The following is a 21,625-nucleotide window of genomic DNA, read 5'->3' on the forward strand; positions in this document are numbered from 1 at the left end:
GACGCAAGATTTTGCGTCTCCTGACCGGATGGTTTTTGCGTCTCCTGGCAGTATCGTTCTCGCGTCTCCTGACCGGATGGTTCTCGCGTCTCCTAATCGGAGGACAGACACCCAAACACCCAAATAAAAAATCCCGCCAGAACGTTCTGGCGGGATTTTTTTATATAACGCCGACCCTGCGGGGCAACTCTACAGTTTACATATCCAGCAGCAGTCGGGCGGGGTCTTCGAGCATTTGCTTCACCCGCACCAGGAAACTAACTGATTCTTTACCGTCAATGATGCGGTGGTCGTAGCTAAGGGCTACGTACATAATCGGGCGAACCACAATTTCGCCGTTGACCACCACAGGCCGCTCCACAATGTTGTGCATTCCTAAAATGGCCGACTGCGGGGCATTGATAATCGGCGTCGACAGCATCGACCCGAAGGTACCGCCGTTTGTGATGGTGAACGTGCCACCCGTCATTTGTTCAATGGTCAGCTTATTGTCGCGGGCGAGACCAGCCAGCCGAACGATTTCTTTTTCAATGCCGGCGAAACTCATCTGCTCAGCGTTGCGAATTACCGGCACTACTAAGCCCCGGTCGGTCGAAACGGCGATAGAAATATCGCAGAAATCGTTGAACACGATTTGGTCGCCATCGATTTGGGCATTAACCGCCGGAAACTCCTTCAGAGCCGCGCAGACTGCTTTCGCGAAGAATGACATGAAGCCAAGACCCACGCCATGTTTCTCCTTGAATTTGTCTTTGTACTTGTTGCGCAGGTCCATGATCGGCTTCATGTCCACCTCATTGAAGGTCGTCAGCATAGCCGTTTCATTTTTCACAGCTACCAATCGACGGGCAATGGTCCGACGCAGCGAAGTCATTTTCTCGCGACGCTGGCTTCGGTTACCACCTGAAACGACAGGCTGCGAAGCCGGTTGCGCCGGAGCCGCTGGTTTAGCCGGAGCGGGTTGTGCGGCTGGTGCCGAAGGAGCAGGTGCCGCTGGTGACGGGCTACGTTCAGCCTTTTGGGCATCTTCTTTCGTGATGCGGCCATCAACGCCGGTGCCTTTCACCTGCTTTGGATCAATGCCTTTTTCGTCCAGAAGTTTAGCCGCTGCGGGCGAAGGATGATTGGCCGCATAGCTGTCATGTCCGTTGCTGCTGGTTGAAGCAGGCTGCGGAGCCGGTTGTGCTGGGGCGGCCACTGGCTGACCTGCCGGAGCATTGGTTTCAATTTTCGCAATCAGCGCACCAATGGGCAGCGTTTCGCCAGCCTGTGCCACGATACGCAGCGTACCGGCAGCTTCGGCGGGTAATTCAAACGTGGCTTTGTCTGATTCGAGTTCGCACAATACTTCGTCCAATGCCACCAGATCGCCGTCTTTCTTACTCCACGACGCAATCGTAACTTCCGTTACCGATTCGCCCACGGCGGGTACTTTCATTTCGATAACGTTCGCTGCCGCCGATGCCACAGGCGCGGCAGCGGGTTCGGCAACAGCCTGCAAAGCGGGGGTTGGGTCTTGTTCGGGCTTGGCCGAAGTTGCGGTAGGCTCGTCTGCTTTAGGAGCTTCGGCCTGAGCAGGTGCGGGAGTTGCGTTACCGCCGGGCGCGGCTCCGTCGGTTTCTATGGTGCAGATACTGGCCCCAATCGGCAATACGTCGCCCTCTTGTGCAAGAATGTGCAGAATGCCGTCGGCTTCGGCGGTCAGTTCAAAAGTGGCTTTATCGGAGTCAAGTCCGCAGAGAACGTCGTCCATTTTCACGTGGTCACCTTCTTTTTTATACCAGGTGCCTACGGTTACTTCCGTGATGCTTTCCCCCACGGCGGGAATTTTCATGTCAACGGCCATCTTTTTGAGGTTTACAGTTTGCCATCTTCAGTAAGCAATCATTTATGGCTTGCCTACTGAAGACGGTAAACTGTGTACTGTTGTTTTATTCAAATGCTCTCCGAACGATTTCGGCTTGTTCCTGCGTATGAATTTTGGCAAAACCAGTAGCTGGCGAGGCAGCCGCATGGCGCGAAATAATCGGCAGGCGCATGCCGCTTCGCAACAGGTATGTCCAGGCTCCCATGTTTTCAGGTTCTTCCTGTACCCAAATACGCTCGGCCTTACCGTAGGATGCCAACACGGCGTCTAACTGCTTTTGGGGCAGTGGAGCCAGTTGCTCCAGCCGCACAATCGCTACGTCGTCGCGCTGATCGGCCTGTTGCTTATCGAGCAGGTCATAATAAACCTTGCCCGTGCAGAGCAACACCCGCTTCACCTTCTTCGGATTGGCGTAGCTATCGCCCAGCACCTCCTGGAATGAGCCTTTCGTCAGGTCTTCCAACGGCGATACGCATTTGGGGTGCCGCAACAACGATTTGGGCGACATTACCACCAATGGCTTGCGGAACTGCCACGCCACCTGCCGACGCAACAGGTGGAAGAAGTTGGCGGGCGAAGTTACGTTTGCCACCACCATATTATACTCGGCATACAGTTGCAGGTAACGCTCGGGCCGGGCGTTCGAGTGTTCGGGACCTTGCCCCTCGTAGCCGTGCGGCAACAGCATCACCACCCCATTCTGAATTCCCCACTTCGATTCGCCAGCGGCAATAAACTGGTCGATAATGGTTTGCGCGCCGTTCGAGAAATCGCCGAACTGTGCTTCCCAGATAACCAGCGCATGGGGCGTTGCCATCGCGTAGCCATACTCGAAACCCAGCACGCCATACTCCGACAGCAGCGAATTATAAACCTGGAATTTTCGCTGCCCTTCCTGAATATGATCGAGCGACGAATACACCTCGTTGGTTTCTATATCGTGTAGCACGGCGTGGCGGTGTGAGAACGTGCCACGCTGTACGTCCTGTCCGCTTAGGCGGACAGGTTTGCCATCGAGCAGCAGCGACCCGTAAGCCAGCAACTCTGCCGTTCCCCAGTTCACCATGTTGGTTTCGGTCAGCATCGCCTGCCGGTCTTTCAGCAGTTTTTCGATCTGCTTCAATGGTTTGAAGCCTTCGGGCAACCTCACCAACGCCTTACCAATGGCCTGTATCGTGTCCATCGGTACGCCGGTTTCGGGCGACTGATCGAAGTCTGCCGGTTCACTAAACCGCAGTTCGGCCCAGTCGCGGTCGAGCCGGAGCGGTTTGTACGGGATTTCAGCTTTCTGCTTTACACGGTCGAGCCGGTCCTGCAACTGCTTCTTGAACTCAGCGTCCATGCGCGACGCCAGTTCGGCATCCACGTCGCCCCGTTCAATAAGGAACTTGTTGTAAATCTCGCGTGGGTTAGCGTGTTTGTCGATGATGTTGTACATCGTCGGCTGCGTAAACTTCGGTTCATCGGATTCGTTGTGGCCGTAGCGACGGTAACAAACCATATCGATAAACACATCGCGACTGAAGCGTTCGCGAAATTCAACGGCGAGTTTAGCACAGAAAATTACCGCTTCGGGATCATCGCCGTTGACGTGAAAAATCGGCGCGTCAATAATTTTGGCAATGTCTGAGCAGTAAATCGACGAACGGGCATCATCAAAATCAGTGGTGAAACCCACCTGGTTGTTGATCACAAAATGTACTGTGCCGCCGGTTTGGTAGCCTTTCAGCTTCGCCATCTGCGTCACTTCATACACAATACCCTGTCCGGCCACAGCCGCGTCGCCGTGAATCAGAATAGGCAGAATTTTGGTAAAGTCGCCACTGTATTCTTCATCGCCCTGTGCCCGCGCAAAGCCCTCAACCACCGGGTTCACGGCTTCGAGGTGCGATGGATTGGGGGCCAGTTTTACGCTGATTTGCTTGCCCGATGGCGTTTCGGTCAGACTCGAGTAGCCGAGGTGGTATTTCACGTCGCCATCGCCGTGTACGTCTTCAGGTACATTACCTTCAAAGCCATCGAACACCGCTTCGTAGGACTTGCCCAGTATGTTAACCAATACATTGAGCCGCCCCCGGTGTGCCATACCGATCATTACTTCTTCAACGCCCAGATCAGCCGCCGTACTAATGATGGTATCTAAGGCTGGAATGGTTGATTCACCCCCTTCGAGCGAGAATCGTTTTTGACCTAAGTATTTGGTTGCCAGAAAGTTCTCAAAAACGGTGGCTTCGTTCAGCTTTTCGAGGATACGCGTTTTTTCTGTGGCTGAAGGCGAGAAAACGAGGGCTTCCTTCTCAATTTTGTTCCGAAGCCAGTTTTTCTCTTCCATGTCGCGGATGTACATGTATTCGAAGCCAATGTTGCCCGCATAGATTTTCCGCAGCGACTCCATGATGGTTCGCAGCGTAGCGGGGCCAATACCGAGCAGTTTTCCCGATTCAAAAACCGTATTTAAATCTGCATCGGAGAGCGCGTAATCGGGCAGGTCAACGCGGGGCTGACGGTCTTTGCGTTCGCGCAGGGGATTGGTTTTCGCCAGCAAATGCCCCCTTGACCGGTAGGCTTTTATCAGGCTGGCAACCGATACTTCTTTCTCAGCATGGCTGGCATCAACGGGCTTGGCTTGCCCATTGGTAGCTACGCCGTTGGTCGTTGTTGTACCATTCGTTCCGTTGGTGGTCGCACCGGCGTGTTCGCCGTAGGTAAGTGAAAATTCAAATCCTTTAAAAAATTGCTGCCAGCTTGCATCAACTGACTGTGGGTCTTGCTTAAAAGACTGGTACAGTTGATCTACGTAGGCCGCGTCGGAGTTGGCAATATATGAGTATTGATCCATGACGAGGGCGCGTCGTTGTTTTGACTTGCAAAGGTAGCGTATCAATCAGACAGTTGACGGCAAATAATGGCGTTTTTATCAATTGGGTTGCAGGCCATAACGCGCTCACTAATACAACAGCATTTTTGTAGGTTTGGTTGAATAACTATTTTCCGACGAATCAACCGTTTGCGTTGGATTACGTAACGAAACAGGCCGTTTGCGAATGCCTGATTCGCCCTTTCCCGCACTCCTGCGTATATTTGACCAACAATCGCGCCCGCTGATTTCCCTTATGAACGTCGAAACGGCATCTTCTGCAACCTCGTATTCGTTACAGGCCCCACGCTGGCAACGGGCGTTGGGCATCCGGCCCGACGAAGTCCGGACGGTAGGGCTGTTTTTTCTGCATAATTTTCTGCTCGGCATCGGCACGATCCTGATTTACGTAGCGGCCAATGCTATTCTGCTCGAAAACCAGCCTGAAACCAGTTTGCCACTGGCATATATTTTTTCGGCGATGGGCATGATACTGGTTGGGCGGTTATATGCGCACTACGAACACCATTTGCTGCTGAGTAACTTAGCCATTCGGGTGCTGCTGGCCGTTACGGTGCTGACGGTGGTGGTTGGCGTACTGGTTGTGGTCGGTCATTCGGTGGCGGCTGCTGTGGCAATTATGGTAGGATACCGGATTATTTACCTGCTGGCAAATCTGGAATTTTGGGGCGTGTCGGCGGTGGTGTTCGATACGCGGCAGAGCAAGCGGCTGTTCAGCGTGATCAGTTCGGGCGATATGCCGGCCAAAGCGTTGGGGGCTGTGCTGGCGGCTTTGGTACACGCCCATGAAGAAGTGCTACGGCTCCTGATTGTTGCACTGGGCGCGTTTCTGGCGTCGCTTTATGTGTTGCGGCTTACCATTCTATCACACGATGTAGAGGCTGTTCATCGCCCGGCGCGGTCGGTGCAGCGCGAACCGATGCCGCTCATCGGCAACCGATTCGGCGGTAGCGAACTGGTTTTTTTCATGTGCCTGAGTATGGCCGTGTTAACAACCGTTGCCACCGAAATCGAGTACAGTTTTTTTGTCAATGTCAAACACCGCTTTCACGATCAAACCGATGTTATTCAGTACGTTAGTATCGTGCTGGCAATTACTTACGGCGTGGCAATGATAGTGAAGCTGCTGCTATCGCGGCAGGCACTCGACCGTTTTGGCATTCAACGGTCGTTGCTGGTGCTGCCGTGGGTGGCACTTACCGGGCTGATTGGCCTGAGCATTCTGAACGCCGTATTGCCCGACGAAACCAGCCTGCTGATCTATTTTTGTGGACTGTATTTAGTGTTCGAGGTCATCCGTCGGGCCTTGTTCGACCCTGTATTTTTAGTGTTGTTTCAGCCATTGTCGGCTCCGCAGCGGTTGCAGGGCCACACGCTGGTGAAAGGTTTGTACGAGCCTATTGGGCTGGGAGTGGCCGGTTTTCTGATTTTCGGGCTACACGGTCGGCCTGCGCTCGAAGCTCTGGCACCGCTGGTGTGGGCTATTCTGCTGGGCGTGGGCGTATGGCTCCTGGGCCGGACCTATCGGCGATATTTGCAGGAACTAAACGACGCCATCGGTCGGCGGTTTCTGGAGCGCGACCAGTTGGCAATGCCTAAAACCGCCCAAACAAGCATTATTGCTCAACTGCAAAGCTCCGACCCGGCAAAAGTGGTAGGTGCTATTGGCTGGCTCCGAAATCAAAACCCAAACGCGCTGCTGGAGCACGCTACTCCTCTGCTTCAGCATGCTGATACAACGGTACGACGGCGGATGCTGGATGCTCTGGCCGATTTGAGCCTGCCCGTTCCGGTAAAACCCGTTACGCACATCGCCCTGACCGACACGGAGCCTGAGCTTCGTCAACAGGCCGCTTATTTACTGGGCAGGCGGGTAAGCGCGTCTGCGTCTGAAATAGGCCCGTTATTACATCATTCTGATCTCGCCATCCGGCAAGGTACGATTCGGGGCATTCTCGAACTAAATCCACGCGACGCAGCCGCCCGACAGGAGCTTTCTAATCTGCTAACCGATGCTGACCCGACCCGGCAGCCGATGGCGTTGCAACTCATTGCCCAACTCCGGCTTAATGATTTTGCTACGGCAGTGAAACAACGGCTCAAAAGCCCGGATGTTGCTCTTAGAAAACAGGCGTTTAACACTGCCGGGCAACTCACCGATTCCGATTTGCGGGGTCAGCTCCTGAATGCACTACTCGACGCTACGTCGGGCCGGTTGGCTATGCAGGCTCTGAAAGCGCACCCATCGGGTACAGTGCCTGAACTGCGTCGGCTGATGCAGACCCAGTCGGACCGGCTCCTGCACGAACGCGTAACCAGTATTGCCGGGTCGGTACGGACGCCGGAGAATCGGGAGCTACTCAACGAACTGGCCCAGAAACCTGACCGACACGTGCGCGGAGCCGCTCTTCGTGGGCTGCGTCGGTTTCCGAATATCAGCGACGATGACGCGCTATTCCACAAACTGCTTACCGACGAACTGGCGTTGGCTCATCGGCTTCTGCATGGTAGCCTAACAACCCCTGAGCTGACAAAAACCTTGGATTATGAGTTATCGGTACTCATGCAGCGGCTGTTCGATATTCTGACGCAACTGTATGATTCAGACACCATTGCCCACGCCCGTGCTGGTGTGAACCACCCCGCCCGCGAACGCCGGGCCAACGCCCTCGAAATTCTCGATAACCTGATTCCCAGATCGGCCTACCAAACCTTGCAGGTATTGATCGACGATTTGCCCCGCGCCGAAAAAGTACGCATCTTAGACGCCGAACTCGGTCTGTTCCGGCAACCAGAAACCATCCAGGCGTTTATTCTCGAAAACGGCGAGATGTATTTTACGGCCTGGACAGTACACCGGGCTTTACGGATGTTGTCGTCTGCCGACGCCGACATCGCCCGGCAGAAAATCAATTCAGCGGCTTCTACTCCTTCGCCCCTGCTTATGAATCAGTCAACCCATGCAAGCCAGATTTCTGAATACGACCGCGTATTGCTGTTAGCCAACACAAGCCTGTTTACGTTCACGCCCGAAAACGTGCTGGCGAGCATTACACCCATCATGCGCGAAGAACAGCACCCGGCAGGCACGGTGCTATTTAACAAGGGCGACCTCGGCACGGCTCTCTACGTGATTGACAAAGGCGAGGTGAGCATTCGCGACGGCAACACCGAACTGACACGCTTTGGCCGGGGCGATTTTTTTGGCGAACTGGCTCTGCTCGACGCCGAAACCCGCTCGGCCACTGCCGTTGCCCTGACCGACCTGCGGCTACTTCGGCTCGAACAGGATGATTTCTACGACCTGATGGAAGAACGTGGTGAAGTACTACGCAGCATTATCCGAAGCCTGTCGGCCCGGATTCGACGGCAAAATGATGTGATGGCAGGCCGGGCGACAGTGGCGTCTACCTGATAACGCTATATCCAAACCCTCATCGCCTATATCCTATGTCTATACCCGACGGAATTGGGGCCATTGTCACGGCGGCCCTTATGCTCCAATACCTACGCAAATTCTTGGACATACCCACGCGGTTGCCCGACTGGGACTGGGTGTATAAAAATGCCTGGCCGGCTGCGGGTGTTCTGATCGGCATTTTCGTCCTGTTCAAAGGGGGCGAAACCGCTACGTTCTGGGTATGGGCGGGCGTGTATGGCATTGTCTGCTACACCATCTGGCGCATCAAAAATTATCAGCCCGCCCGCACCATTCTGCTGGCCCTGGCTCCGCTGGCCGTTGTGACCGTACTTGGTAAGCTGTTCAAAGCTATTGCCCCCAGCATCTATAACGACTACGATGTTTATGTCGGGTCAGCAGCCGGGTTTGCCATTTTGTGGCTGTTTTCGTTCTTCTTCATTGCCAACCGGCAGAAGAAAAGCGCGGTAAAGGTGGAAGAGCAACGTCGGCTGGAATTAGAGGAACTTCAGAAAATTGAAGCCAAAAAGCAGGAACTCGAATACTTAGTCTCGCAACGAACCGCCGAAATCACGTCCCAGAAAGAGGCACTCGAACAAGCACTCGCCGATCTGAAAGCTACTCAGAATCAACTGATTCATTCTGAAAAGATGGCTTCATTGGGTGAACTGACCGCTGGCATTGCCCACGAAATTCAGAATCCGCTCAATTTTGTCAATAACTTCGCCGAAGTGTCGGTCGAACTAATTACCGAACTGGAAGAGGAACGCGAAAAAGGCGACGCAGGAGACAAGGAACTGGAAGCCGACCTGCTGGCCGATTTAAGACAGAACCTGCACAAAATTACCCAACATGGCGGGCGGGCAAGCAGCATTGTGAAAGGGATGCTGCAACACAGCCGGGCGGGCACCGGCCAACGCGAACCTACTGACCTCAACGCCCTCTGCGACGAATACTTACGATTGGCCTATCACGGTCTGCGGGCGAAAGATAAGTCTTTCAACGCCCAGTTTTCGGTCGATACCGACCCGTCGCTGGGTCTTGTCACCGTTGTACCTCAGGATATTGGCCGGGTGTTGCTCAACCTGTTTACCAACGCGTTCTACGCCGTTCGCGAACGCCAGAAAAGCCAGCCTGCTTCGAGTAGCTACCAGCCTCGGGTGAGCGTGAGCACACGCTGCCAGGATGGTCAGGCCGTGATTTGGGTGGCCGACAACGGAACGGGCATCCCCGAATCGGCGATTCAGAAAATTTTCCAGCCTTTTTTTACGACCAAACCCACTGGCGAAGGCACCGGGCTGGGCCTGTCGCTGGCTTATGATATCGTCACCAAAGGCCATAACGGCACGCTGATGGTGAGCAGTGAAGAAAACAAAGGCACTACGTTTACAATCTCTTTACCGGCCTGACAGACACTTATAGCACGATGAAAATATTAGTAGTTGACGACGAAGCAGACGTTAAGGATTTGTTTCAGCAGCGGTTTCGGCGCGAGATTCGGGCGGGCGAGTTTGAGATGTCGTTTGCCAACTCAGGGGAAGAGGCCCTGACGTATTTAGCCAGCCGCCCCTCGGAGGTCGTGCTGATCCTGTCAGACATCAACATGCCCGGCATGAGCGGGTTTGAGTTGCTCCGACATATTCGGTCCGATTATAACATGCCGCCCCCACCCGTTGTTATGATGATTACGGCCTATGGCGACGACGACTCGAAACAACAGGCCACGCAACTCGGTGCCAACGATTTTCTAACCAAACCGCTCGACTTCAGTCTCTTGAAAGAAAAACTACGCAGCCTTGCATGAAAGCTAAAATTCTGGTTGTTGATGATGAAACCGATCTCGAACTGCTCATCAAACAGAAGTTTCGGCGGCAGATTCGGGAGAAGCAGTATGAGTTCGTATTTGCTCACGATGGTCATGAGGCTCTCGCCCTGTTGAACGAACACCCCGACATCGATATGGTGCTGACCGACATCAACATGCCCGGCATGGATGGCCTGACGCTCCTGGTGCGTTTGCATGAAACAAACCCGATGCTCAAAGCCGTAATCGTGTCGGCCTATGGCGATATGGAAAATATCCGCACGGCTATGAATCGGGGCGCGTTCGACTTCGTTACCAAGCCCGTCAATTTTGAGGACCTCGAACTGACCATGCAAAAAACGATGGAGTACATTGCTCAACTCCGCCAAACCGTGCAGGCCATTCGCGAAAACGATATTCTGCGTATGTACGTCGATGAGTCGGTACTGACGTTCATGAGCAAGGCCGAGTTTGAACATTCTTTATCGGCCAGCGAAACCGTTACGGCTACAGTCATGTTCATCGATATTTGCGGCTTTACGGCTATTGCCGAACGCGAACACGCCGACACCGTTGTAAAGTTAGTGAACCGCTATTTCGATGTGATGGTGAAAGAAATTATCGCCCAGAGTGGTCATGTCGATAAGTTCATGGGTGACGCCGTGATGGCCGTTTTCCGGGGCGAGTACCACCTCGACCGGGCCATTGAAGCGGCTTTGGGCGTTCGGGCGCAAATTGCACGCATTGGCGAAAGCCTGCCCACCCAACCAGTCTATCACCCCGAAGTCGCTATCGGTATCAACACGGGCGAGATGGTGTCGGGTAATATTGGCTCGGCCACCCTCCGGCGGTTAGATTACACTGTTATCGGCGATGCCGTAAACATGGCGCAGCGGCTCCAGACAGTTGCCCGTGCAGGGCAGATCGTGATTTCGGAAGCCTCCCAGCAGCAAGTTGCCGAATCATTTACGTGCGAACGCATTGGCGAAGTAAAGCTGAAAAATAAAGAAGCTCCCGTTGTCGTGTATAATGTGGTGGGGTAAAGAGTGAAAAGTGAAGAGTGAAGAGTGAAGAGTGAAGAGTGAAAAGTGAAAAGTGAAAAGTGAGGGACCTAAACTCTTCACTTTTCACTCTTCATTTTTCACTCTTTACTCCTCTGCCAGCGTTCTTGAAATGTTCATGCGGTATACGCCAAGTGCGGGCAGGGCAGCGGCCAGCAAACCAATTAGCACCGCAACGCCCAGCAAAATCCATTCTTCGGGCAGGAGTCCGAACGCGGCTAAGTCGTAATGATATTCGGAGGAAACGCTATTCGAAAATAGCCACAGACCAACGCGACTTAGCAGAATGCCTAACGCGAAGCCTATCAGAGCCAGCACTAATCCTTCGAGCAGCAGCATTCCGAACAACTGTGCCCGCGTGGCTCCCATCGATAGCATCAGAGCCATTTCGTAGCGTCGTTCTTTCAGCGAGTTGTAGAGCGATACAAACACGCTGATACCCGAAATAAGCATAATAATAACGGCCAGCCCCCGCAGCGTGTCGACGCCTATACCCAGCAAGGAAAACAGCCGGTTGACTTCGATATTGGGCAATGCGGCCTGCAACTTCGAGTTCTGATTGATGCCCCGCGCCAGCATCATGCCCATTGGATTTCGAAACTTGATGAGCATACTTGTGATTTCTCGCCCATCTGCTTCGGTGTCTTCCTCGCCTTCGCTGTGCCCTTCGTGAATGGCCCAAACGCTCGAAAGAGGGGTTAAAATCAGTTGGTCAGCCACGGTATTGGTGGGTTTCAGAATACCCACCACTGTATATTTCGATTCAGCATGTTCTTCGCCCTCCGCGTCTAAGCCGTGCGAACCGGCAAATGAATCGCCGAGTTTCAGGCCCGCCACGTCGGCCACCCGAGGACCAATCACTACGTCAAGCTCTTTTGTAAACATGCGCCCCTGCCCTACCGTAGCATCAAAATGATCGAGGTATTTCTGATTGGTTCCCACTATTCGGAACGACCGGTAATTATCGCCCATTGCGAGCGGAATAGCGGTTTTAATCATTGGGTTACGCGTCAACTGCTCGGCCTCAGCCAGCGGAATATTGCCCACCGGCGCGTCGACCTGATAGATGCTGGATAAAATCAGTTGAAGTGGACTTCCCTTCGCGCCCAGCACCATGTCGATGCCTTTGATATTGCGCCGGAACTGATCGTCTAACTGCTTATTGAGCAGCAGCAGGAGCGAGATAATGGTAATGCCAAACGTCATGAGAAGCCCGCTCAGGAAACTGCTCAATGGCTTGTCGTTCAGATTACTCCAACTGATTTTAAATAGATTCATAGCCCGATACGTTCAGCCTTGCAATGCCAGATGAAAGTGATGACTGGTGATGTTAAACCCTTTACTTAAATACAGCCGGTGGGCTGCATAACGAGCCGGATTTTGTCCTGAATCAAGCGATACGGACAGGCAACCGGATTGCTTCGCCTGATCAATAACAAAGTCGAGCAGTGCCGTAGCGTAACCTTTTCCTCGCCCTTCGGGTAGCGTCGAGAGGTCATCTATATAAATGGTTTTACCACTAAACAGAAAATTCAGGTAGCGATACCCAACAACAGCGGGAACAGCCGGTTCATCAGCGTGCTGCAACTCAACAAACGCCAGTATATAACCGTCGGTTTGTTGCTGAAGCCTGATTTGCTCGAAGGCTTGTTCAGAGGTTAGATTGGCCCGCAAAGCCAGCATGGCAGGAAGGCATTGGCGAATATCATCGTCTGACCGGGCAATTCTGATTGTCATAAACAGGTATACATTATTACAGGTACTGACGAATTTGCTCCAGAAGCTCATCGCCCCCGCGAGCCAGAATACTTTCGGCCAGTGCATGGCCGAGTGCCAAAGCTTCGTGTGGCCCACCAACGAACGTTTCCCGCAGGAGTTGGCTGCCGTCTAAGCTGACTAAGCCACCCGATAAACGAATCGTTTCAGCGTTGTTCCACTGTGCAAGCGCGAATGACGGAATACTGCAACCACCTTCCAGCCGCGCCAGAAACGCCCGTTCGGCCAGCAGACAGGCTTCGGTTGGCTCGTGATTTGTCAGTTTTCGGATAGCAGCCAGTTTATCGACAACGAGCGATTCGGCGGCTTCGATGGCAATACTACCCTGCCCAACAGCGGGCGTAAACTCATCGAGCGGCAACCGTTGCACAATCAAATCGTCGTAACCCATACGATGAACGCCGGCGTAGGCCAGCAGCAGTGCATCGCAGTGTCCTTCGTCTAATTTCCGCAACCTCGTCTGTAAGTTGCCGCGCATATCGACCGTGCTCAGATGCGGGCAATAATGTTTCAGCATAGCTACCCGGCGCGTTGACGACGTACCTATCACGAATGCTTTCCCGCCCGCTAATGACAGCGTTGGGTCACGGCTAATCAGTACATCATTAGCTGGTTCGCGTTCAGTAAATGCAATAATTGCCAGTTCGGCAGGCAGCGTGGAGGGCAAATCTTTAGCACTATGAACGGCAATATCAATTGAACCAGCCCGAAGCTGATCTTCCAGTTCCTGCGTAAAAACGCCCTTGCTGCCAATCTTCGACAAGGAACGATCCAATACCTGATCACCTTTTGTCTCAATCAGTACCAGTTCAGACGTTAACCCGCCTGCCTGCAACAGGGTTTGAATGTGTTCGGCCTGCCACACGGCCAGCCGACTACTACGGGTTCCAATTCGTATTTGCATAAGGCTACAAAGATACAGCCCGGCGGCTATGAAAGCGGTGGATCTGTTCGGCAAAATTGCGTTGGAGTACATGTAGAACTGTAACCACAATTCCACAAATCGCGTAGCAGCATTTCCCGGTTAACGCTAATCAAAAAACGTCTGTATTGGCAATTTATCTGGCAGAATGCGCCAAAAAGGCACTTTTCCGGTAAAATAAGCAGGTATTTTCTGACACTCTGACCGCAAATTATGCTGTAAAAAGCTTAGGCACGGCATTTGTCTACAAGGTAATACGTAGACAGTAAACAGCAACACATATGAAAGCTATAGATCATGTGTTTAAAGGAACGGGTGGGCAAATTGATTTGCTTAACACGTTATATGGCGGATCGAGCCAGACAACCATGAATGTTGCCCGCGAGGACGACCGGCTGGTTATCACTATGTCGGCACCTGGCGTGCGGGCCAGTGCATTCAATGTGTTGGTAGAGGGTAACAAACTGGTGTTGTACACGCTCCTGATAAGTCAGTCGAGCTATCAGGATGGGGACGAGAATAGCCAGCGGCTGGCCGTGCCTATGTTCCTGCGCGTTCTTGACATTCCGACTTTCGTAGATGCCGACCAGATTGAAGCCGTTCACGAACAGGGGAAGGTGATGGTGATGCTACCTTTCAAAGATGAAGAGCATCTGCACCGGCGCATCGACATTAAAGATTTGTTTTAACCTAATTTTCTGTCCGGGGTTTGCCCTGTAGCCTATAGATTAGTACGAAGGTCGCTTTCACGGAAGCGACCTTTATTTATTCGGCAAAACTACGCCGTTCGCTTAGGCGTCGTCCCGTATTGTGCTTTGTAGGCTTTAATAAAATGCGAAACGCTTTCGTAGCCAATTTCCATACTCACTTCCGAGACATTCTTACTGGTGTTACGCAGCAGAAAATGGGCGTGTTCAAGCCGTTTTTGCCGCATCCAATGCCCCGGTGAGGTGTGAAAGTGTTCCTCAAAATCACGCTTGAACGCCGACAGACTCCGCCCCGAAAGTCGGGCCAGTTCGTTCATTGACAACGGTTTAAGCAAATACACGCTCATCAGATAACCAAGATCAGCTTTTTGCCCCTGATAAATTTGTTGCAGAATAGCCCGAAGTTGCCCCGTTATGTCGCGTTCGAGCAAATGAAGCAGTAGTTCCTGAAACTTCAGCCGCAGCAACTCATTCAGGAATGGCGTTTTGGCACCAAAGTACGGCAACAGCGACTGAATAAACGTTGTGAACGTGGGCGATGATGACAACGACAGAATAGGAGCATCGGCGGGAGGGAGATTGGCCGGATGGATAGTCTGAAACAGCGTCAGATGCTGCCCCACAAACTCCTTCAATTGCTTTTCGTTTACGAAGAATACCAAACTACGGTAGTTGGCGTCTATCGACTCGTTCATGGAGTAGCAGCCGCGCTGAAAGAACAGAATATCGCCCTTCCGAACGTGCAGTTCCTGCATGGGCGAACTAAATTTTTTTTCGCCTTCGAGCACTACAATCACGGCGTGTTCTTCGAAAAACACCTCGTTTCGTTCGGGATACACATCGCTCCGGTAGGCCACAAACGTCATCTCCGACCCATCGGCCCTTCCGATGCTCAGCGACTGGAATTGGTTCGGCAATATGGAAGAGGGTACGCGGAGCATAAGTTGTGTCTGCTACGCTTGAGCCAGTTGCACGTCGGCAACGTAATCATGTAGATAGTTCGGGCAAAAATCGTACCCATTAGGCCAGGCCAGCCCTCCACCATCTTCAATATATAACTGCTTAAACTTTTCTGGTTGGAGAAGTTCGGCAGTAAACCCTTTACCCAAAAATGGCTCAAAATCAACTATTTTCTCAACTCCGTCCTGAAACTTTATCCAGACTTGATAACCATTTACTATCCGAAAAGCTGTCACCTCGTTCATGCCTATTCCAATGGTTTAATTTTGTCTAATTCTGACTGTACAATTGCCTTATCTCAATTTCTTAACAACTCTTCGCGGTATTCTATTGCCCATTCAATAACCAGGAAGTGTGTTCTTTTGGGCAACTTTCCTGCCAATAAAGCCAACGTTTGAATATCATATTCTGCTTTATCATCTCCATACCGTGCATGAAAATGCGGAGGATTGTGGTCACTAAAATACATTGTAATAACAATCCCGTAAAACCGGCTAATCTCTGGCATAATAGTTAAATCAAAAACTGAAAAATATCCGGCTGATCGTTCAGGTACTCGAACACGATATTCTGCGCCTGCATTCGCTCGATGAGCGGTTCGAAATCATCGCGGTTCTTCAACTCGATGCCCACGACGGCGGGGCCGGTATCGCGGTTGGTTTTCTTGGTGTACTCGAAGCGGGTGATGTCGTCGTTGGGACCGAGCACGTTCAGAAAGTCGCGGAAGGCACCGGAACGTTGCGGAAACCGGATAATGAAGTAATGCTTCAGCCCCTCATACAGCAACGACCGCTCTTTGATTTCCTCTGTTCGGGTAATGTCGTTGTTGCCGCCACCGACTAAGCACACTACGTTTTTACCACGAATTTCGTCTTTCAGAAAATCGAGCGCAGCAATGGTGAGTGCCCCGGCGGGTTCGGCTACAATGGCTTCTTCGTTGTAGAGTTGCAAAATGGTGGTACAAACTTTGCCCTCCGGCACCAGCACTACGCGGTCGAGATTCTGGCGGCATATCTCAAACGTGGTGTCGCCCACGCGTTTTACGGCGGCTCCGTCCACAAACTTGTCGATATGGTCGAGCGGTACTACGTGTCCTTCATCAATCGACACCTTCATCGACGGCGACCCGAGCGGCTCTACGCCAATAAGTTTGGTGCGTGGACTCAGTTGTTTGAACACTGTTGAAACACCCGACGCCAGCCCGCCCCCACCAATCGCCATCAGGAGGTAGTCGATTTTAAAGTTGGCATCTTTGAAAATCTCCAGCCCAACGGTCCCCTGCCCTTCCATCACCAATACGTCATCGAACGGGTGAACGAATGTACTGTCGTGGGTTTGTACGTACTCGTTGGCCGCGTTGAAGGCATCGTCGTAGGTATCGCCAATCAGAACGACCTCCACGAACTCTTTGCCGAACAGCTTCACCTGTTTTACTTTCTGATTGGGCGTAGTGGTAGGCATAAAAATTGTGCCTTTCACGCCCATTTTGCGGCAGGCGTAGGCCAAGCCCTGCGCGTGGTTGCCCGCACTGGCGCATACCACGCCCTTCGTGAGAGCCTCTTTGGGTAGCGCGGCCATTTTATTATAAGCCCCCCGAATCTTATACGACCGAACGACCTGCAAGTCTTCGCGTTTCAGAAAAATAGTGGCTCCGTATCGGTCAGACAGGTTCAGATTTTCCTGCAACGGCGTATGCACGGCCACGCCCCGCAGCCGGTTAGCCGCGAGGTAGATATTGTCAAGATCGGGAAAGGCGAGATGAGTGTCGGTCGCTACCATTGAATTAGTACACAGAGATACACGGAGATAACGCAGAGATGCACAAAGATAATTTCCTGGCGAATCGGTTATCTTTTCTATGTACTAACTTGTTTTCTCACTCGCCATCCAACTCTGTATCGCTTTTGGTCGCCGTTCGTTTTACATTGAGGTTGTGCGTAACCCACAACACCAATGTATGATTTTGGGTAAACCTATCGGGACCTGTTTTGACGTATCGGTTCATGTAGCCGACCTGAACCTGAATATTTTTATATTTTGTACCGGCCGTAAGCGAAATCCGGTTTTGATCGAAGCGGTTAAACGTTACGTTTGCGCCAAAATTCAGTAGTAGCTCGTTGCTTATTCCGACAAACGGCCTGCCGATAGTTGTCTCGTTGGCGGTTATAAACTTCCGCAACGTAGTCATAAACCGCACCCGGTTCAGGAATGAATAGGAATTTACGGGTTCTCCATTTGCTATGTTCTGCCTGAAACGCGCATCATACCGGAAACGTGGAATAACAACGACATGTCTTCCCAAAGGAAATGATGCCTGTGCCTGTGCCCACGGACGGTGCTCAGCCCTGTTCAGACTGCCATTACCAGCACTAACCGGAAGCCTGCCATACGCGTAGCCTGCGGTGATGTTCACCGGCTTTAGGTGCCTGGTAATCCCTGTACGTATTAAAAAGAAACCATCGGGTACAAAGTGAGCGTCATTCCAAAGACTGTACTTCTTATTGAGTTGTGTTGAGGTCATATACCCCATCCAAACCTGATGTTGGGACGTGACACTACCTTGAGCAAAGCTGTTTGTCGTAATAGCGGATGTGCACAAGAATACAGCGAGCCGAGCAATTTTCATGACAACGTAGTAGGCTCATAGTCAAATGCTTGTTTAAAAATATTCATTCAGGTTAAGAAAAAGGCCAGAAGCCCCATTTCGCCCTATTCCGTAATCAATACCAAGATTCACCCGATTTTTTTCGCTAAGCATATACCGGAAGCCCGCTCCATACCCAAACTGGGCTGAACTGAACAAGCCGATGTTCTCTGTACGGCTACTGGCCGATGTCATGTTGATGAACACTACACCGCCAATCTTATTTTTCACTCGTTGCAACGGAAAACGCCATTCTGCTTCGGTATACGAAAGGTCTTCCCCACGGAACCGTCCCTGCGTATAGGGTCTTCCTGAGCGGCTGAACATATCCCAGCCCACTGCCGGCAGAAACATATACGGCACGTCGCCACCCGTTACAAACCACCCATATGTCCAGAAGGCAATCAGGTTTCTTGGCCTTGCTTTGTTGAGATGTATATAATCGCGGTACTCCAGCCAAAGCTGACTGCTGGGTGCCGTACTTCCCAAAAACGAAGGGTTTATTCGGAATGATGCTGAGGCCAAACGACCTTTGTATGGATTGGCGATATTATCCCTGCTATCAAATGATACGTTTAACGAAACACCCGATTGCGTATAGCCGTTAAGCGGCAGGTTCTTGATGGTTTGATACCGATAGTGATGGGTTAGTAACTGTGGTGTTGCCGTAAGATCAAGCTGGTTATCGTCTATTTTAGAAATGTTATCGAGATGATACCCCGCGCCGTAGAATAACCGGGAATCTTTATAGCGTTTCAGAACGGTTTGGTACAGCCTGAAATGATTGAAACCCATCATTTCTTCCCGCGTTGGACCACCAAACAGATTATCAATAGTACCGTCGTCTTGCCTGCCGATAATGGTATTGTCAGCCGATTCTGACCTGGTGCTTAATCCGTAAGTAGGTTGGCTGTTTATATTGAAGCGGATATCGGTTGTGAACACCCACTTGTCTCCCTCAGTAAATAACGATCCTCTTACCGACGTCAGTAATTGCTTTTTGGTGGTGTAGATAAAAGCTCCTAAAAAATTGGATATGCTTGTCGTTTCTGGATTACCGTTTATAAAAGAAACACCCGGTGACACACCAAGCATCAACCCCGTTGTGGGGTTTCCTGCTATCACCGGCATTGGAATAATGGTAAATTTCTTTTCTTTCTTGCCAACAGCTACGGTTGTGTCTTGTGCGTTTGCTGTTATGCCAAACAAACCGATAATCAGTAGTGTAAGTTGAATTGATTTCATCTTATGAAGTTTTATTGTATTTCTTTACTGCCAGTTTATCGTATGTATAGCATACAGATTCGATAGACCGACGGCATTTCTTATCAGTTATTGAGCAATGGGAGGAGATTCATGGATGTTCCTTAATTGCTCAATAACTGACACTCATTTTACGAAAACCTATTACCTTTTTTTTGATTAGTAAACTTTCGTTTTGTCGAGTACAATGGCTCTTACCAGTTGGACCAGGCTACTCAAATCTCTGTAGTCTAACACCTCCACAGGAGAATGCGAATAACGGCCAGGCCATGACAATGGAACGGATGGAATCCCGTATTTCATAAAGGGTTGCCCGTCCGTAAAACCGGCTGACATTCCGTACTGTATTTTGATATTATTTTTTGCTGCAAGACCTTGTAGGTATTTCATACTTTCCCGGCTGGAAAAAACCACATTTTCGAGTACTCTCATCACAGCACCGCCCCCCAAAGGCGTATTCCCAAAAATTTTATCTTCTACAGGGTCATCCGTTGACACATACGTATCAATCGGATAAACCACACTCAGGTCCTTGTAATTTTTTGCAGCAAAACCCGTACCCACCAAGCCTACCTCTTCGGCCATAGAGAACATAAATGTCACTTTAAAGGGTACTGTCTCAGGATCAATGTTTTGCATAGCTAACAACAGAGCAGCACAACCTACCCGGTCGTCAAATCCTTTGGCAGTAGCTCTGTTATTACCCAGGCTGACCAGCTTTTTGGGCATTAATACCTGGGTTTTTCCTTCTACGATGCCCGCATCAAGTGCTTCCTTTCTGGACGTAAAACCTGCATATACCACTGGGGGGGCTGTGTAAATTTTTTGAAAGCGCGAGGTAGCCGTCATATAATCCTTCCTCGGTTCAAAGACACCCATTATTTTCTTATTCTCCGTAACGATATAGGCCGCCTGACCTTCAAAAGAGATATTAAACAGCATGCCACGCATGGATAATCCCAGACGACCGTCACCCAGAATGGTATCCACTGCAAAGCCTACTTCATCCATATGGGCTACAAAGGCAATGTGCTGTTTACCTTTGCCAAATGTTACGCTCAGATTGCCTTTTTCATCGGTTACAGGTTTGGCCCACGCCGGTAGTTGAGTGGTGATAAAATCGCGCATTGGTTTTTCGGCGAAACACACTGCATACACATCCACCAATTTTTTCATCATACTACGTTCTTTCTGAAACGTAGTATATACAGTCGGGGCAGGCACAGCCGGGCTGTTGACAACTGGTACTACAGACCAGGCTTTATCCTCCACTAACCGCAGCCAGGTTTGTATGAGTTGCTCCACATCGCCTGACCGGATCATCTCAACGGGCGTAAATGCGTAATTGGCCGGTAATCCTACGTCATATACTTTCAGCGAATCCCACTCTGGTAATGAATGTAGCGGGTACTCAAAGGGGAAGGCAGGCTGCGTTTCGGTTTGATTTACGGATGCTACAGATACTTTTCTTTTTACCAGAACCTCTGACTTATCGCCAAGATTTTTTGTTAAAAAACGGTTGAACCGTACCACCTGGTCGAAAGGACCGTATGCTGAGACCACCGACTCAATTCCTTTGTGATTGAGCAGTTCCTGCACAGTGAAGGCAATGACAATTGTGCCGCTAACCTTTGACTGCATCAATGTTTTGGCAACAGTTGCTAATGCTACCACAGAAGCTTTTGCTTTGACAGAAGGTGCAGCCAAATATCTTCCATCAATAATTTGTGGTCTTTTGCCGGTCGTTAACGGGTCGAGCAGTCGGATACCTTTCTCGGCTATTTCACTGGATGAATTTACGCCAGCGTCAATATACGTCTCCTGCCAAGTATATACCTTTTTTGTAACTTCAGGTACCGACCGCATCAACTCAAAATGCAGAGAGGGTATAACCGCTACAGCGCTGACCGGGCCTTTTTCAGTACCGATCACCACTTCATTTCCCTGTAGAAACTGGTGAAACATTGTGCCATGATGGCCGTAGCCAACCGGCGAGATGCGCAGATACCCGCTCTCTTCGATATCTGTTATTGCGTAGCCTGGTTCGTCCAACGGAGCAGCAAAAAGCCGTTTAGGTGAACCAGAACCAATGGTCAATATCAAATTGCCCAGTCTGTCCTGTTTAAACGTACCGGCTTTAAACAAGGCCCGCACAAACTGAGCGGCATCATCCTCTCTGCCGGACACAGCACTTGTTCTGCTAATCGACTCAATAGAGTTAATCAGTTCATTATTGCTTGACTGCGCATTGACATTGAGGGTCAATAGCGCAAAGGAGATAAGAAATAAGTATTTATTCATATATATGTAGCCTGGCGAAGCAGT

General features: G+C 51.1%; 17 protein-coding genes. 5 read left to right on the forward strand and 12 right to left on the reverse strand.

What is annotated here, in order from left to right; all coding sequences use genetic code 11:
- Positions 1-196: 196 nt before the first annotated feature.
- Both odhB and AWR27_RS17325 read right to left on the reverse strand, forming a co-directional pair.
- Positions 197-1,846, reverse strand: coding sequence for a 2-oxoglutarate dehydrogenase complex dihydrolipoyllysine-residue succinyltransferase (gene odhB, locus AWR27_RS17320; protein WP_077132352.1), 1,650 nt, complete (start codon positions 1,844-1,846; stop codon positions 197-199).
- Positions 1,847-1,931: 85 nt separating this feature from the next.
- Positions 1,932-4,706 (reverse strand): 2-oxoglutarate dehydrogenase E1 component, encoded by a 2,775-nt coding sequence (locus tag AWR27_RS17325; protein WP_077132353.1) that lies wholly within the window; start codon positions 4,704-4,706, stop codon positions 1,932-1,934.
- Positions 4,707-4,980: 274 nt separating this feature from the next.
- Between AWR27_RS17325 and AWR27_RS17330 the strand changes: the two genes are divergently transcribed.
- The 4 genes from AWR27_RS17330 to AWR27_RS17345 are packed head-to-tail and all read left to right on the forward strand — an operon-like array spanning position 4,981 to position 11,010.
- Positions 4,981-8,160, forward strand: a complete 3,180-nt coding sequence (locus AWR27_RS17330; protein WP_077134049.1) for a cyclic nucleotide-binding domain-containing protein — start codon at positions 4,981-4,983, stop codon at positions 8,158-8,160.
- Between the two features lie 35 nt (positions 8,161-8,195).
- Complete coding sequence (locus AWR27_RS17335; RefSeq protein WP_077132354.1) at positions 8,196-9,572, forward strand: ATP-binding protein; 1,377 nt, start codon at positions 8,196-8,198, stop codon at positions 9,570-9,572.
- A 17-nt stretch (positions 9,573-9,589) separates the two neighbouring features.
- Positions 9,590-9,967 (forward strand): response regulator, encoded by a 378-nt coding sequence (locus tag AWR27_RS17340; protein ID WP_077132355.1) that lies wholly within the window; start codon positions 9,590-9,592, stop codon positions 9,965-9,967.
- Positions 9,964-11,010, forward strand: coding sequence for an adenylate/guanylate cyclase domain-containing protein (locus tag AWR27_RS17345; RefSeq protein WP_077132356.1), 1,047 nt, complete (start codon positions 9,964-9,966; stop codon positions 11,008-11,010). Before AWR27_RS17340 ends, AWR27_RS17345 begins: the two co-directional genes overlap by 4 nt.
- A 105-nt stretch (positions 11,011-11,115) precedes the next feature.
- Here AWR27_RS17345 and AWR27_RS17350 read toward each other — a convergent pair whose 3' ends face one another.
- The 3 genes from AWR27_RS17350 to hemC are packed head-to-tail and all read right to left on the reverse strand — an operon-like array spanning position 11,116 to position 13,708.
- Positions 11,116-12,306 (reverse strand): ABC transporter permease, encoded by a 1,191-nt coding sequence (locus AWR27_RS17350; RefSeq protein WP_077132357.1) that lies wholly within the window; start codon positions 12,304-12,306, stop codon positions 11,116-11,118.
- Positions 12,307-12,318: 12 nt separating this feature from the next.
- On the reverse strand, positions 12,319-12,765 hold the full coding sequence (locus AWR27_RS17355; RefSeq protein WP_077132359.1) for a GNAT family N-acetyltransferase: 447 nt from the start codon (positions 12,763-12,765) through the stop codon (positions 12,319-12,321).
- Between the two features lie 16 nt (positions 12,766-12,781).
- A complete protein-coding gene (gene hemC, locus AWR27_RS17360) occupies positions 12,782-13,708 on the reverse strand; it encodes a hydroxymethylbilane synthase (protein ID WP_077132360.1) in 927 nt (308 codons plus the stop codon).
- Positions 13,709-14,007: 299 nt separating this feature from the next.
- Between hemC and AWR27_RS17365 the strand changes: the two genes are divergently transcribed.
- On the forward strand, positions 14,008-14,415 hold the full coding sequence (locus AWR27_RS17365) for an Hsp20/alpha crystallin family protein (protein WP_077132361.1): 408 nt from the start codon (positions 14,008-14,010) through the stop codon (positions 14,413-14,415).
- A gap of 89 nt (positions 14,416-14,504) precedes the next feature.
- On the opposite strand, the gene AWR27_RS17370 is transcribed toward AWR27_RS17365, so the two are convergent.
- The 7 genes from AWR27_RS17370 to AWR27_RS17400 form a co-directional block, all read right to left on the reverse strand.
- On the reverse strand, positions 14,505-15,374 hold the full coding sequence (locus AWR27_RS17370) for a helix-turn-helix transcriptional regulator (RefSeq protein ID WP_077132363.1): 870 nt from the start codon (positions 15,372-15,374) through the stop codon (positions 14,505-14,507).
- Positions 15,375-15,386: 12 nt separating this feature from the next.
- Positions 15,387-15,638 (reverse strand): DUF2442 domain-containing protein, encoded by a 252-nt coding sequence (locus AWR27_RS17375; protein WP_077132364.1) that lies wholly within the window; start codon positions 15,636-15,638, stop codon positions 15,387-15,389.
- A 53-nt stretch (positions 15,639-15,691) separates the two neighbouring features.
- Positions 15,692-15,901 carry a DUF4160 domain-containing protein gene (locus AWR27_RS17380; protein ID WP_077132365.1) on the reverse strand — a complete coding sequence of 70 codons (210 nt, stop codon included), beginning with the start codon at positions 15,899-15,901 and terminating at the stop codon, positions 15,692-15,694.
- A gap of 5 nt (positions 15,902-15,906) precedes the next feature.
- Positions 15,907-17,172 (reverse strand): threonine ammonia-lyase IlvA, encoded by a 1,266-nt coding sequence (ilvA, locus tag AWR27_RS17385; protein WP_157579256.1) that lies wholly within the window; start codon positions 17,170-17,172, stop codon positions 15,907-15,909.
- Positions 17,173-17,269: 97 nt separating this feature from the next.
- Positions 17,270-18,019 carry a DUF2490 domain-containing protein gene (locus tag AWR27_RS17390; protein WP_077132368.1) on the reverse strand — a complete coding sequence of 250 codons (750 nt, stop codon included), beginning with the start codon at positions 18,017-18,019 and terminating at the stop codon, positions 17,270-17,272.
- A gap of 33 nt (positions 18,020-18,052) precedes the next feature.
- Positions 18,053-19,282, reverse strand: a complete 1,230-nt coding sequence (locus AWR27_RS17395) for a BamA/TamA family outer membrane protein (protein WP_077132369.1) — start codon at positions 19,280-19,282, stop codon at positions 18,053-18,055.
- Positions 19,283-19,459: 177 nt separating this feature from the next.
- Positions 19,460-21,601 carry a M28 family peptidase gene (locus tag AWR27_RS17400; protein ID WP_077132370.1) on the reverse strand — a complete coding sequence of 714 codons (2,142 nt, stop codon included), beginning with the start codon at positions 21,599-21,601 and terminating at the stop codon, positions 19,460-19,462.
- Positions 21,602-21,625 lie beyond the last annotated feature (24 nt).

It is taken from the genome of Spirosoma montaniterrae (assembly GCF_001988955.1).
In the GTDB taxonomy this organism is placed as follows: Bacteria; Bacteroidota; Bacteroidia; order Cytophagales; family Spirosomataceae; genus Spirosoma; species Spirosoma montaniterrae.